The organism is Candidatus Methanoperedens sp. BLZ2 (assembly GCF_002487355.1).
Taxonomy (GTDB): domain Archaea; phylum Halobacteriota; class Methanosarcinia; order Methanosarcinales; family Methanoperedenaceae; genus Methanoperedens.
In genome coordinates this window covers 43,969-58,496 of record NZ_NTMG01000031.1, presented here as the reverse complement: position 1 = coordinate 58,496, position 14,528 = coordinate 43,969, and the positions used below count along the sequence as shown (strand labels likewise).

Annotated in this window: 11 protein-coding genes; 3 read left to right on the top strand and 8 right to left on the bottom strand. The window is 39.4% G+C overall.

The genetic code is table 11. The features are described 5' to 3' along the window. Positions 1-28: 28 nt before the first annotated feature. Positions 29-997: a mechanosensitive ion channel family protein gene (locus CL181_RS05050; protein ID WP_176505068.1), complete on the bottom strand. Its 969-nt coding sequence runs from the start codon at positions 995-997 to the stop codon at positions 29-31. 468 nt (positions 998-1,465) lie between these two features. Between CL181_RS05050 and CL181_RS05045 the strand changes: the two genes are divergently transcribed. Then, a complete protein-coding gene (locus tag CL181_RS05045) occupies positions 1,466-3,229 on the top strand; it encodes a chloride channel protein (RefSeq protein ID WP_217993090.1) in 1,764 nt (587 codons plus the stop codon). A 49-nt stretch (positions 3,230-3,278) separates the two neighbouring features. Here CL181_RS05045 and CL181_RS05040 read toward each other — a convergent pair whose 3' ends face one another. Continuing rightward, entirely contained in the window at positions 3,279-5,537 is a 2,259-nt protein-coding gene (locus CL181_RS05040) for an amino acid permease (protein WP_097298151.1), read from the bottom strand. After that, positions 5,534-6,343, bottom strand: a complete 810-nt coding sequence (locus tag CL181_RS05035) for a mechanosensitive ion channel domain-containing protein (RefSeq protein WP_097298150.1) — start codon at positions 6,341-6,343, stop codon at positions 5,534-5,536. Before CL181_RS05035 ends, CL181_RS05040 begins: the two co-directional genes overlap by 4 nt. Positions 6,344-6,480: 137 nt before the next feature. Here CL181_RS05035 and CL181_RS05030 point away from each other — a divergent pair, with 137 nt between their 5' ends. Beyond that, positions 6,481-8,310, top strand: coding sequence for a cation:proton antiporter (locus CL181_RS05030; protein ID WP_097298149.1), 1,830 nt, complete (start codon positions 6,481-6,483; stop codon positions 8,308-8,310). A gap of 47 nt (positions 8,311-8,357) precedes the next feature. On the opposite strand, the gene CL181_RS05025 is transcribed toward CL181_RS05030, so the two are convergent. Then, complete coding sequence (locus tag CL181_RS05025; protein WP_141398800.1) at positions 8,358-9,350, bottom strand: transposase; 993 nt, start codon at positions 9,348-9,350, stop codon at positions 8,358-8,360. Positions 9,351-9,590: 240 nt separating this feature from the next. After that, the gene (locus CL181_RS05020; RefSeq protein ID WP_097298147.1) at positions 9,591-10,775 is read right to left on the bottom strand and encodes a hypothetical protein; all 1,185 of its coding nucleotides are present in this window, start codon (positions 10,773-10,775) and stop codon (positions 9,591-9,593) included. A 196-nt stretch (positions 10,776-10,971) separates the two neighbouring features. On the opposite strand from CL181_RS05020, the gene CL181_RS05015 reads away from it, so the two are divergent. Next, positions 10,972-11,913 carry a mechanosensitive ion channel family protein gene (locus tag CL181_RS05015; RefSeq protein ID WP_097298146.1) on the top strand — a complete coding sequence of 314 codons (942 nt, stop codon included), beginning with the start codon at positions 10,972-10,974 and terminating at the stop codon, positions 11,911-11,913. A 143-nt stretch (positions 11,914-12,056) separates the two neighbouring features. Here the strand turns inward: CL181_RS05015 and CL181_RS20120 are convergent, their stop codons facing one another. The 3 genes from CL181_RS20120 to CL181_RS05005 all read right to left on the bottom strand — a co-directional run bounded on the left by CL181_RS20120 (position 12,057) and on the right by CL181_RS05005 (position 14,365). Further along, the gene (locus CL181_RS20120) at positions 12,057-12,203 is read right to left on the bottom strand and encodes a hypothetical protein (protein WP_176505067.1); all 147 of its coding nucleotides are present in this window, start codon (positions 12,201-12,203) and stop codon (positions 12,057-12,059) included. 236 nt (positions 12,204-12,439) lie between these two features. Next, positions 12,440-13,348: a mechanosensitive ion channel family protein gene (locus CL181_RS05010; RefSeq protein WP_255251426.1), complete on the bottom strand. Its 909-nt coding sequence runs from the start codon at positions 13,346-13,348 to the stop codon at positions 12,440-12,442. Next, positions 13,349-14,365 (bottom strand): hypothetical protein, encoded by a 1,017-nt coding sequence (locus tag CL181_RS05005; protein WP_141398799.1) that lies wholly within the window; start codon positions 14,363-14,365, stop codon positions 13,349-13,351. Positions 14,366-14,528 lie beyond the last annotated feature (163 nt).

Sequence of the window (14,528 nt, the reverse complement as noted above, 5' to 3'; positions counted from 1 at the left end):
CATCTTTTCTATAATACTTTGCTGGTTTTTATGGTGCATTTTGATTCATCCTTCCTGCCACTTCATTAATATAAACAGTTTGTGATGGAAATGCGATCTCAACGTCCAGTTCTTCAAGCAGTTGCATGATCTTCAAATTAAATTCTTCCCTGATTGCAAGGGATTCAGCCCAATCTGTGGTCTTTGTAAAACAGTAGATAAATATATTTAAAGAATATGCCCCGAACTCAGTGAATTTTACCATATAGAACGAATGGTCGAACTTTTTATCCTCGTCAATAATCTTTCTTATGCCTGCAACCACTTCCTTTACCTTGGTCACGGATGTCCCGTAAGTTATCCCGAGGTAGAAATTTATCCTGCGTTTTTTCATGGCGGAATAATTTATAATCCCTGTGTTGATGAACTGGCTGTTCGGTACCGTTACAAGAGCCTGGTCAAACCTGCGTACACGGGTTGTCCTGAACCCTACATCCTCTACTGTACCCTCGATATCTCCCACGCTTATCCAATCCCCAAGCTGGAAAGGTTTATCAGAGAATATTGTGATAGAACCGAAAAGGTTACTCACTGTATTCTGTGCAGCAAGTGCGAACGCCAGACCCCCGATACCGAGCCCTGCAATCAGGGAGGTTATGTTATAACCGAAGTTATCAAGAATGAACAGTATTCCCAGCGTGACGACCAGAATACGAAGGCTTTTGATAAGCAGCGGGATAAGCTGATCATCAAGTGTGCTTTTGCTATTTTTAGCTTCTTTATAAAGATAAACCGCAATGATATCGATGACTTTGAAGACGAAATAGAGCACTACGAATGAAAATGACAGAAGATAAATATTATGCAAAATGGATGTAATGTCGACCTGTCCTATCTTCTCAGGCAGTTGCAACGAAAGTATGGCTAAATAGAAACCCTGCAGCAATATCAGGTAACTGAGCGGGTTTTTTATTGCATTTAAAACCAGGTCGTCAAATTCGGTTTTAGTTTTTTTCACAAGGATAGTAATTTTTTGGTCGAGAATATATAAAAAAATAGACCTAAATATAAAAGTAATTAATATTATAATGAAAAACATTATAATTTTTCCGAGAGGAACTCCAAATATATTTTGATTGAAGATCTCCAGAATCGCTATCGCCATATTTTAAGCAATAGGGATAACCATATATATATTTATCGCAAAAAGCATATGACATTTATAAAATTTAAAAATTATTCCTAAAAAAAAATTCTAATTTTATCATACAGCATCTCGATTCACGATTCAGCAAATTTTCCCTTTTCTGTATCATTATTTTCCAGGTCGGTTCAGTCTAAACAAGCCCAAAAAATTAAAACGTGGCCTGGGCGAGGGAAAAATACCTTGGTTTTTAACTATAAATTGGTGGAAAAACTCGGCGGTCTTTACATGAAATTAAAGTATAATGAGTTTTATTAGTATCTCGAGGTTGACAAATTAAACTTGAAAATTAATGAAATTTTAAAGGAATTTAATCTGAGACAGGTTCAAAGATGGGCGATATTCAGTATTGTGATAGGTATAGTTTCAGGTTTTGGAGCCATCCTGTTCTATCTGGGATTAAGGACAGTTTCATATTACGTTCTTGGGGGAATAGGCGGATACTACCCTCCCTCACCTGGCGGAGAACTTCCTATATTCAGTCAGCCTGCAACCAACATGAAATGGCTTCTTTACTTATTACCAGCCGCCGGAGGTTTAATTGCAGGAATTATGATCTATACTTATGCCCCGGAAGCTGAAGGGCACGGCACTGACGCCGTTATTGACTCTTATAACAATAAAAGGGGTTTAATCAGGAAAAGGGTTCCGCTCATTAAAGCTATTTCATCAATAATAACCATAGGTTCAGGCGGGAGTGCAGGCAGGGAAGGACCTATAGCTCAAATAGGTGCAGGCTTCGGTTCAACATTTGCCTCTTTCCTGAAATTGAGTGACAGAGACAGGAGGATCATGGTAATCTGCGGTACTGCGGCAGGCATAGGCAGCATATTTAAAGCTCCCCTCGGCGGTGCCATCTTTGCAATCGAAGTGCTCTATAAAAGCGACATGGAGACCGAAGGACTTGTGCCTGCATTTATTTCATCCACTGTAGCTTATTCCATTTTCTCGTCCTTTTTTGGGTGGGGACATATCTTTACAACGCCAGGTTTGAATTTCACAAACCCGGTGGAACTTGTATTTTACGGTATTCTCGGGATATTATGCGCCATAACCGCAATACTTTTTGTAATTATCTTCTACGGCTTACGTGATAAAGTATTCAGACCCCTGAAAATCAAGCCTCATTTTAAACCTGCAATAGGTGGGCTTTTAGTGGGGATTGTAGCGATAATTTTCCCCCAAGTTTTAGGAACCGGTTATGGCTGGACTCAAATAGCTATTAACGGCGATATTGTTAAGATGTCGATAATTCTTATGATGGTTCTTGTCCTGACAAAAATCCTGGCAACGTCGTTTACCATCAGTTCAGGTGGCAGCGGGGGTGTTTTCGCCCCATCCCTTGGTATCGGGGGTATGGTTGGGGGCGCTTTCGGGCAGATAATGGCCCTTACATTTCCGAATATCATATTCCAGCCAGGATCATATGCACTCGTAGGGATGGGCGCGTTACTTGCAGGCGTCGCAAAGGTTCCGATAGCAGCTATCGTAATGGTTTCCGAGATGGCAGGTAACTATAATTTACTTGCTCCCATGATGGTCGCTTCGACTATCTCTTATATGCTCGCTGGCAAATGGACGATATACGAAAAACAGGTGGAAAACCGCTCATCATCGCCTGCCCACAGGCGTGAGATGACCGTGGATATACTTGAGAGCGCACAGGTGAAGGATGCAATGACGACGAATATTGTTACAGTCAGTCCTTCTTTGACTGTTCAGGTTGTACTTGATTTAATTCATAAATATGGGTATACAGGGTTTCCCGTTGTAGATAATGAAAAACTGGTCGGGATAATAACTTTCGAGGATGCAGAGAAAGTTCCTTCCGATAAAAGAGAAACAACTGAGGCAAAAGATGCGATGACTAAGGAACTGATGGTGGCAGAACCTGAAGATTCACTCGAAGATGCTCTTATGGAACTTCTCGATAAGAAAATTGGGAGACTTCCGGTTGTGAAGAGCAGTGACCCGACAAAACTCGTTGGGATTTTAACTAAATTAGACATTATAAGAACCCATGCTAAATTGAGTTCCAGCAGATGAGCATTATTTGGCTTCAATGCAGATTTTGGGCAGTGCCTTATTCCAGGATCTAAGTTAATTTCACAGGCTTTTTAGTAACCATTACATGTTTTCGACTTTTCTCATATATCATCTCAATCCATGATTCTGCGCGCTGTTCCGGTTGTTTTACGATTAATACACTGCAGTTTGCCCCCTTAATGATTTTATCAGGCAGCGACCCGAACAGTACATCGTGCAGTATCCACTCTGTAGACGGTCCGATTATAATCAGGTCGTAATCTTTTGATCTCTTTACAATTGCATCTTCAACCGAATTTGCAACTTCTACCTCGCGATCGACCGCTTTATTTAATACTTTAACAGCTTCCTCCTGCTTTTTTTCTGCCAGCGGAACCGAATCCTTGTCCTCAACAACAGTAAAAATCGTTATTTCTGCATTGAAAAACGCCATGAGTTTTTCAGCGATTTTAACCCGGTATGCATGTTCCCCGAGTCCCAGCGGAACGAGTATCTTTTTGATATTCTTAAAATTTTTAGGGAAAAGTATGCCAACATCGCAGTCGGAGGATTCCATCACTATCTGGGGAATGCTTTGCTTTATTTTTCCACGGAGTGACCTCTCTGTTCCTCCTAAAAGTATGATCTCGCTTTTTCCGGACCTTGCAACATCGAGTATAGCTTCAGGGATATTATGCGAAGCCACTATTTTCTTCCCGACCCCGGCTCCAAGCTTCTTACCTGTTGAAATTGCCTTCTCAAAAATAGGTTGAGAATCCTGTATAAATTGATTTCCAGTCTCAAGAAACGTTTGATACGGGATCCCTATCACGTGCAAAGCGACAACTTCGCTCTCGTTGGATTTAGCCATTGCAGCACCTATAGTAATCAAAGGTTCAACACTTTCCAGTTTGGAAAGCGAGACTATAACATGGTAATCCCCGGGCGCAATCGAGCGGGCAATCTTGCCCTTCTCTATTTTTTCTTTTCCAAGAGAATAGCCAAAGTATATTAAAAATCCGATCCCAATCCAGATAATAGTAGCATACCAGGCTTTAGGGCTGTAATTGAACATATAAATGGCAAGGAAAAGCTGCGAGATAATTCCCAGAATTGGAATAACCGGGAAAAACGGCATCATATAGCCGTATTCAAGTTCTTTTCCGAATTTTTTCCGGATCATGATCACTGCTATATTGACCTGTAAGAACAGGAGCAGGAACATTATATCAGCAGCACTGGCAACATCTTCTATCGGAAGGCTTACAGCCATGAAAATTATCAGTGCACCTGAAATAAATAATGCAGAGTAAGGGGTTCTTCTTGACGGATGAACTTTTTTAAAGATTCCCGGAAGATTAAAATCCCTTCCCATGGCAAAAGAAACCCGCGTTGAGGAAAAGGTTGTGGCATTCAAAGCGGACATGGTTGAGACAAGCCCTCCGACCAGCAGCAAAAAGGTTCCAAACGGCATGAACTGTCGCGCAGCCTCAAGCAGCCCGAGCTCTTTGTGCATCCCCAGGAACTGCCATGCAGGAACATCGGTATCCAGGGCGCCGATGGAAACGAAAGCTACCAGCAGGTAGATCGGGATGACAATCAGCAGGGATAAAAAAATCGCCCTGGGTATGTTCTTCTTAGGATTTTTGACTTCTTCCGCTGTCTGGGCTATGACCTCGTAACCTTCAAAGGCTATGAACGTCAGACCCATTGCCATGAAAACGCCTCCGAACCCATTGGGCAGGAACGGGTTGAAATTTGAGAACCATTCAGGGCTGTTATATACCGCATAAAGACCCGATATGATAAAAATACCCAGAATTGCGATTTTCGTAAAACCCACGATGTTCGCTATTTTACCGGTCTCAGAGGCGCCCATGAAATTGATGATGATGAAGATAAGGGCAATACATACTGCTAAGAATTTACTGAGTTCATCTCCCGATAGACCGAGCAGAGATATTTGATAACTCTCCAGCAGGAGACCAAAATACGCGCCAAAACCCAGAGCGTAAAGACTTCCCGCTACTGCGTGTGCAAACCAGCTCATCCAGCCGCTTAAGAAGCCGTTAATGCTCGGAAGAGAATATTTAACCCAGAGGTACCCGCCGCCTGCTTCGGGGATCGCCGAGCCGAGCTCTGCGTACGTCAGGGCGGTGAACAGGGTAACTATACCGTTCAGGAAAAAAACCAGCAGAAGACCGGGTCCAGCCGTTCCAGCTGCTATTCCTGTGAGGACAAATATGCCGGCGCCTATCATTGCCCCTACTCCTATCATCGTGGCGCTGAGAAGACTCATCTCCCGGCTAAGTTCTATCTCTTTGTTCATTGAGAGATATCCTTTATTTCCTTGAGCTTTTCTTCTTTTCTTTCTTTTTCCGATCTTTCTTCGAACTCGGTTATTAACTTATTGATAATCTCGTTTAGCTCAGCGGTCACAACGCTTTTCTTCTCAGGGTCTTTCAAACTCAAAATCAAGGACAGCTCGTTTATTTTTTCATCGGTTTTTGAAGTAACAATGTTTGGCTCTTTTTTGAAATACTTCTTCAGTTCCTTAGTTGAATTTAATAATTCTTTTTCGAAATTAACAATATCTATTTCTTTATTGACTGCAACTGGTATCGTCATCTCATATCCAGCCGACAAAGAGCCGTGTTTTACCCATATTTCTTTCAAAAACTGCACATTGGGCACAGCTATCAATTTTCCCTCTTTGTCGAGTAAAACGGTGTTAAGATCGGTTATTTCTATAACTTTTCCGGTAAAATTCTTGATATAAATTATGTCGCCCACTCTATACTGCATGTGGATATCCAAAAATGAACGGGAAACAAGGTTCTGGAGAACGTAAAGCGCGGATGCAATAAAACCGATGCCTGCAAGCCCCATCAACAGCATCAGGATATCTGTTGAAATACCCATTTGCTTTATTCCAAGGATGATACCTATAGCCCAGATGAGTATGAATACATAATGCTTAATGTGCGCCGCAAGATAGGGATTAATCGAGTGCAGTGCCCTGTCTATCAATGTTCTTGAGATATTTGCAGCTAAGGCTGTTAATATAATAATCAGAATAAATATAAAAACATCGTAAGCAAAAAGATACAATTGTTCTTGACTAAGAAATTCCATATTTCTCCTTGTATTAAAAGATCAATTATTATGCTCTTCCATATTATTAAACATATAAAAACTTTCAGGAAAATCCGATTAACAACCTTAATCTATCATGCTACGCATTATCAAATCCTTTATGGAGGTTTATTAACATGGCAGATCTGCTGACATCACTTGCGGTTGTAACCTTTATAGGGATTTTAGCACATATGCTCGGAAAAATCCTGAAAATACCGAGCATAGTTTTTTTACTATCCGCCGGAGTCATTTTAGGTCCTGAGGTAACAGGGATAATCGAACCTGAGAGTTTTGGGAGCGGTATAGAGCTGCTGGTGGGTCTATCGGTAGCCATAATAGTTTTTGACGGAGGTCTGGATATCGATCTCAGGCGGCTTCGCAAAATTCAGCACAGCATATTAAATCTGATCACTATCGGGATGTTGATCACCGCAATACTCTCCTCTTTAGCTGCTTATTTTATCCTGAATATCCCGTATAACATCGCTTTGTTGTTGGGAGCGCTCATCTCAGCTACAGGTCCGACGGTGATCACGCCTATAATCAGGCAGGTGCAAGTCAATAATAAAGTTGCCAGCGTTTTACAGGCTGAGGCGGTATTGAACGATGGTATAAGCGTGATACTCGCTGCACTTGTCTTTGAGTGGATTGTGGCATCGCTGAGCGGTATTAAGGCAGTTGAATTTCTCTTAATGAGGCTATCAACCGGGGTTCTTTTTGGTGTGTTGAGCGGGATTATTATTATCCTGGTTTTACGCAATATTCCCCTGCTTACCGATCAGCTCGCCCGGCTGCTTACAGTATCTATTCTTCTGGCATCGTTTGTGAGTGCAGAAAATATCGGAAACCAGTCAGGCATAATGGCAATGGCGGTATTCGGGATATTCGTGGGGTCCTCTGATATCCCACATAAAGAGACCATAAAGAATTTTAAAGAAGATATATCGATAATAATGCTGTCTGTTATTTTTATTCTATTGTCTGCTCTCTTAGATTTTGATTATATTGCAGCCATTGGTTTTGAAGGATTTATCTTCGTGGGCATGTTGATGTTGATCATAAGACCGCTGGCAGTATTCATTTCCACCCGGACGTCCGATCTGAGAACAGGCGAGAAAATTTTTATTTCAGCAATGGGACCCAGAGGCGTTGTACCAGCCTCAATGGCTGTTTACTTTTCTTTCAGGCTGAAGGATTTAGGTTTCGTCACGGAATCGGAAAACCTTCTTGGATTGATGTTTATCACGGTAATAACAACTGTAATATTAACAGGGATTTCAGCAAGGTTTATAGCAAAAAGAACCGGAGTAGTACCTATGGAAATATTGATTGTCGGCGGCGGTGGAGTAGGACTTGCTCTTGCAGAACGGTTCATGAAGCGCGGAGAGAATGTTGTAATAATCGATAATAAAGAAGAGAACTGTAGAAGGGCAATATCAATGGGTATAAAAGCAGTTTATGGTGATGCGGAAAATATAGAGATACTGAAAAAAGCCGGGATCAAGAACAGCAAATATCTTGTTGCAACAACAGACCAGGATAACACAAATCTCTTAGTTTGCCAGATCGCCAAAACGAAATTCGGGTTCACCGAAGATGGCCTGGTAGCGAGAGTCAGTAAACCTGAGAACCTTCAGGCTTTCAGAGACCTCGGCATAAGGTCTATCAGCCCCACGATAGCCACGGCTGTTATGCTCGATGGCATGGTCGGGCATCCCGTCTTATTCGGCATGTGTGAGGTCAGCGATGAGGGGGATATAATTGAGATCAGAGTCTCCAATAAGAGGGTTATAGGAAAAGCCATTAAAGACATACGCCTGCCGGAGGATAGTCTGATCGTCATGGTCCGCAGAGGTAACAGGTCACTTATTGCACATCCTGAGACAGGGTTACTGGACGGGGATTATGTGACGATAATAGGGAAACTGGGGGCTGTGCAGGAAGCGGCTAATATGATAAGATGATACTTTAGAACAAATAATATACAGTAAAAATTATATCACAGATTGTATTACTTTCCGGGTCGATCCAGCCTAAATATACTTAAAAAACCAAAACGGGGCTTGGGCCAGGGAAAAATAACCGATTTAATCACTGATGTGATAAAAAGTATTCTATCGTGCTGACTATATTTATGGTCGGATGGTGGTTCAACTGGTTGTGGTTCTTCAGTTGGATAACTTTCAGTCCCTTCAAAACATGTTCCTATGAGTTCCATTTGTGTTTCGCAATATGGGCATATTAGAGGATCATATTTGAAAGTTTTCTTAATCTCCTCCCTCCAGCTTCTTTTAATGAATATTATCCCTCCTTCATGGAATTCAGTTTGCCTATGCTTGTATCCTCTTCTTGAATAGACACCGACATATCTTACAATTTTAAAATTATTTTGTGGTATATGACTGAGGAGTAATCGAATGAACTCAAATTTTTCCATAGTTACCGTTTTTCTCTGTTTTGTTTCTGAATCTTTGTACCAGAATGTTACCTGCTCTCCATCGAAGGCAATGATTCTTGATTCAGCAATGGGCGGATGCTTGACATATCTTCCAATGTATCTGGCCATATTCCAACCTTCTCCTTTTTCGAAACGATGTTCTCCATTTATTACGAATCCTTCTGGATTGTTCTTGAAAAGCAGGTTAATAAAAACATCGGTCTCCCTACATCTTGGCATTTCTTTCTTTAGCATTGTCAATAATTTATACTGCCATTTTCTTCTCCAAAATTTATATGGCATGTAATAGGTATGGATCCAATTCCATTTCCGGTCAAAACCACCTTCAGTGACAATACAATGTACATGAGGATTGTATTTCATGTCAGCCCCAAAGGTTTGCAATACTTGGATCATCCCAATCTTAAGCTTGGTTTTCTTTTCACTTTTCTTATTTGATGAGGCTACCATCTCTTCCATCGTGATTTTTGAAGCTACAAAAAGGACTTTCTGATATTTTGGATTCTTTAATAATTCTCTCATCTTATCTGAAACAGTAAAAACCACATGCCTGTGAGGGACTTTCAGTCGACATTTTCGATTTCAACTGAGCGTATTGAGTCTTTGTAACGGACTTTGTAGTCACCCCAAGCATTGCATGAGAAAAGTATAATTGCTATGGTTATTGTAATTGTTACTGATTTCTTGGCTTTTGTTTTGATGCACACACAAAAGAATGAAAACCAAGAATATCAACTTTTTGGCCGAAAATTCTGGCGCAAGATAGGGGTATGTGTTTATACTTTCCTATACGTCAAGAAGTTCATACAACTTCCGACCCTTTTCACCTATTGTATCGAGCTTCTCCTTAACATCAGATTTCTTAAGATATATTTCATGTCTTGTCCCGTGCTCATCTTCCGATTTAAGAGACAATTCTTCGCCTGAAGGACTGCGTTTTTTTATCTCTACTACAGTCGGTGCGAAAATTTCTGCAACTTTCTGCATAAGCATAAAAACAAGGTTCTCCTCAAAAACATCCTTGCCTTCCAATAATATAGTCTTTAATCTTTGTTTCTTAGGATAGAGATAATTTGTTTGCTCCACAATCTTTCTTCCCAGTTCCTGCAATCTTAATATATTTAATTCAATTTTCAATTCCGGAACAGCAATAATGTCCTTTTCCACACCATTCTCCTCTGCATGGGACACATCAACTGAGATTTCGTCATTAAATGTCATTTTCATTCTGAATTGCTCAGCTTTGATATCCTGTCTCCTCCTGAAAACAACTTCCAGCTCTTTATCAGAAAGAATGAGGTCGCAAAGCAAGAAATCATCCAGGCTTACAATATCAGGCACCAGTTCCTTTTTAAGAAACGGTTTCTTCATCCTGGCAGGGATCTCGACGCCTTTTTCAAAATCACGGACCCTGACATGGCCTTTCCAGAAAGGCGATTCGTTTGATGCAAGGTCAAAAAGGCAAGAAATGCCACCTTCGCAATTCACCTGTACTTTTGCCAAATAGCCTTTTTCTGTTACTTTGATGGTATATTTTTTCCCGATCACCGGTATGGGATCATATATAAAGAAGGATTCCAATAATTTCCTGTTCTCCTCATCTGCCTCCTCTATCTTTTTTTCAAATTGGGTGATTTCCTGGAATATCTCTTCCGTAAACTTTGTTTTACCATCTTCAATATACTTTTTTAAAAATTCTCTGCTCTTTTCTGCATATTTAACGATAGTGTCCTGCTCTTTGCTCCTGGCAACGGCTCCTCCAATAGCGTTCTCAACAGTCAGGATAAAATTATCCATCTCATCAGTGACCGAATTCTTAAGCCTCCTTCGGTCCATTATCGTTTCTTTAAGATCAAAAACAGCATTTTCAAGTTTTATTGTCTTAACACTTGTTTCTACAAAATTGTTCAGAAGGCTCAGGAAATCTATTTGCATCTGAAATTCTGTCGAATCCCCGAAAAGAAATCTCATATTATTACCCCCATTTTCTCAAAATACAGTTTCATATTTTTTTTTCCACTACTTGCATTCATAAAATATTTCGTATGCCCCATATATTTATTATTAGTTTAAGAACTCATAAGTTTTTCGTAGATACATAACAATTTATGTATTTTTATTGAAACATTAGAAAAATTTATATTTATGTGACTACGATTACTAAATCATGAGTGTTAACAGGTGGGTAATGACTATTTTTTTAATCTTGTCGATAAGTTCAATAGCATATATCAATTATCTCTTCCAATATCCGGATTTGATCAAGGTATTATATTCAGTTATTACATTATTGATAGCCTATATCGCAAATATCTTTACTGAAAACCTTATTAAAAGACAGATACACGAAACTAGAGAAAGATATACGATAAGAAAAGCGGTCTCTACCATTATCTCAATATTGTTTTTTGGTGCGATCTTAGCTATCTGGTTCCAGGAAACAACCACACTGGTCCTTGCTTTTGGCCTCCTCAGCGCAGGCATCGCTATTGCTCTTCAGGATGTATTGAAAAACCTGACTGGTGGAATTATAATTATTTTAACATCTCCATTTAAAGCCGGAGACAGGATACAGGTAGAAAACGATGCAGGAGATGTACTGGACATAAAACTTTTTTCCACAACTTTGATGGAAATTCGGGAATGGGTCGAAGCTGACCAGTACTCCGGAAGATTGCTCCTGATACCAAATAGCTTCATTTTAAATAAAACAGTTAAAAATTATTCCAAAGATTTCTCCTTCATATGGGATGAGATACATTTTATGTTAACATATGACAGCAACTGGAAAAAAGCTCAGGAAATTGCTATTAAAACTACTCACGAGATTACAAATGCTTTTGAAATTTCTGCAAAAAATGAACTCAGAAACATGGAAGAAAAATACCTTATCCATCCAAGTGATGTTGATGAAAATATCTATACAAAGATAACAGATAACTGGATCGATATGCGTTTGCGATATGTTGTAGATCCCCGTCAGAGAAGGAAGGTCAGTAATTCGTTATATGAAAAAATCCTTGAAGCTTTCAACCAGGAGAAAGACATAAAAATAGCTTCAGCGACCTTTGAAATAGTTGGTTTCCCGCCTGTGAGGATTGAGAAATAAAGAGGTGAAGCAAATAACGGAAAAAGACGAACATGGATCGATAAGGGAAATCCTGTGATACCTCGGTCTTATAGTGGCTCTTATCATTTTATTGTATTACTGGTGGAAATACTTCGAAATATCAACGATCATGGGAGATAATCTTATACAACTCCCTTTTTTGTATCTTCAATAAACTCACCGCGTTTTGTCCCGCATCTTTCACAAATCAGTGTATATTTTCCACTGGGAAGTTTCTTCCGTACCATGCTATTTTCACCGCATTTGGGACAAATTTTCTTTTCGAACATTTTAATCCTCTTCTGTCGCAGGTTTGCTACACCTTATGATTTCCGGAGGCTAATAATTAACCTGCGACAAGATCTTCGTTTGATCACTCTATATGAAGATGGATTTCATATTGCAAATATCTTTTGCTCAAACTTTCATTAATTTCCCGAAGAAGATGATATTGTGCAGGCAACGGCTATTCTGCTTGCGAAGAGAATCCTTTTGTTATTATCCACGATCGCCTTCACAAAATAATTCATGGCTCCCATCGTTTGGCAATCTTACCATAACCCTCTGCTTCCAGGATATTCACATTCGGCGCTTTGATACCGTTTTTAGAGAATTCATTCAATGCCCTTCTGGTCACATCGGATTCAAACTCGAACTGGTATCTCAGATCATTCACGTAAGCTTTAGCTTGGAGCCGCCTGTAAAACGGATAATCCTTTAAAAGGACGGTAAAAGGGCTTTCCTTAGAGACATATACATATTTTGAGGTAACTGCAGATTCTTTTAAGATTTTCATAGCCAAAAAAGCATCTGAGTCATGGTCTATAAACAACTCAATGACGACCATCATCTCTGGATTCCCGGAATTAGAGCTTGCTACAGCCTGGGAGAAGATCAAATAATTTGGTGCAGAAACGAGGTTAGCATCAGGTGTTATAAGTTTAGTGGCACGTAACCCTATATCAGTGACCTCGCCATAATAGTCCCCCATATATATTTTATCCCCTACTTGATAAGGTTTTTCAAGTGTAATTACTATTCCACCGATCATATCAGCAAATAAATCCTTAAGGCCAAAACCAATTGCAGCGCCCAGAAGACCTGAAAAAGCAAGACTTTGAGGGGAAGTAAGATTAAAGATATTCCCTAATATATAATATAGTGCAATTCCATAAATCGAAAATTTTAATAATGGTAGCACCATTTTTATGTTAATCCTGTATATACCTACCCTCTCTGAAAAACTTGTCAGGATAAAAGTAATAGCCCGAATTAACAGGTTTGCAATAATAAGTATTAATATAGCACTCAGAATATCAGCCATATCAATAGCCGGGGTTGCAGTTATTTTTTGAACGGTTTTATCAATTGTGCTATTGATTGTGTTATTAGTTGTGTTACTAATTGTATCATTAATAGTATTACTATCGGCCATCTACCATACCAGCCTTGATCTTTTCAAAAATTCTACTATACTTTGCAGAGCTTCAGGTTTGATGCTGCAATGATCTTCTTCTATCGAAATCAAGCCCTGTTCCAATAATCTGAAGAGTGTCTCATCTATACCGTAATCATAACCCACAATTTCTGACAGTTCTTTCTTTTTAATTGTTCCCATTGAAAGGATTACGCCCAGGATAAAAGATTCGTTATAATCAAGCTCGATATTGAAGGAAAACTCCTTTATTTTGCCTGGTTTGATTACCGGATATTCGAGGCTATTCTGCCATATAATTTTAGCCACCCCCGGATTTCCATTTGAGATCCGTGCGATCTTTTCAAAAACAACGTCTTCCACTGAGATATTTTTTTCTTTTTTGAATAATCTTAATTTAAGAGTATCATAATTTATTTTAAAAAAAGGAATATCGATGGGGTTTTTCAAAGGTTTTATGACAACAGGATGTCTTGTGATCTCGATTATTTTTTCTTTCTCATATTCATTCTCGATAAATTTTATCTCATTCGGTTTATACCTTGAAAGAATGCATTCCTTGATATCGCTGGTAGAAAATTTTGGAAGTTTGATCTGGACAGGAAAATATTTGCCGATGTTGACTACCTTTTCCAGATATTTCCATGAATAGAGGTTCCAGGCAGTAATGAAAATGTTATTGGAAGATGTCATCAATTCTAAGAAATCCTCAAGAATGTGAAAACCTCCGATCCTGCGCGTATAAAGAAACTGGCAATCGTCGATTAATACAATTCGTCTTAATTGCTCAGGTAATGAGATTTCGCCTTTGTTTTTAACTGTCGATGAAAAAGAGAGCCTTGTTACCTTTTGATAGTTTATTTTTTCTACCTCATTAATCAGCATTGTTCTGCCAGCTAAAGGTTCAGCCGTGATTGCTATATTCAATTTATGCCCGGATTCAAAACCAGCTATTGCAGCCTGGATATTTATGATTTCTTCATTAAACCCCGTTATTTCAGCTTCTTCTTTCTCCATATGATTATATTCCTGATGTATTTTATTAAGCATTAGATTATTGCTGTACTCAAGATACAGGAAGATTGGTGGGCTTAACACGTCACAGATAAGGATTTCAAACAGGCAATCACAGGAAACTCCTTTTTTAGTGGCGTGATATCCATTGGCAAGTACCGGCGTA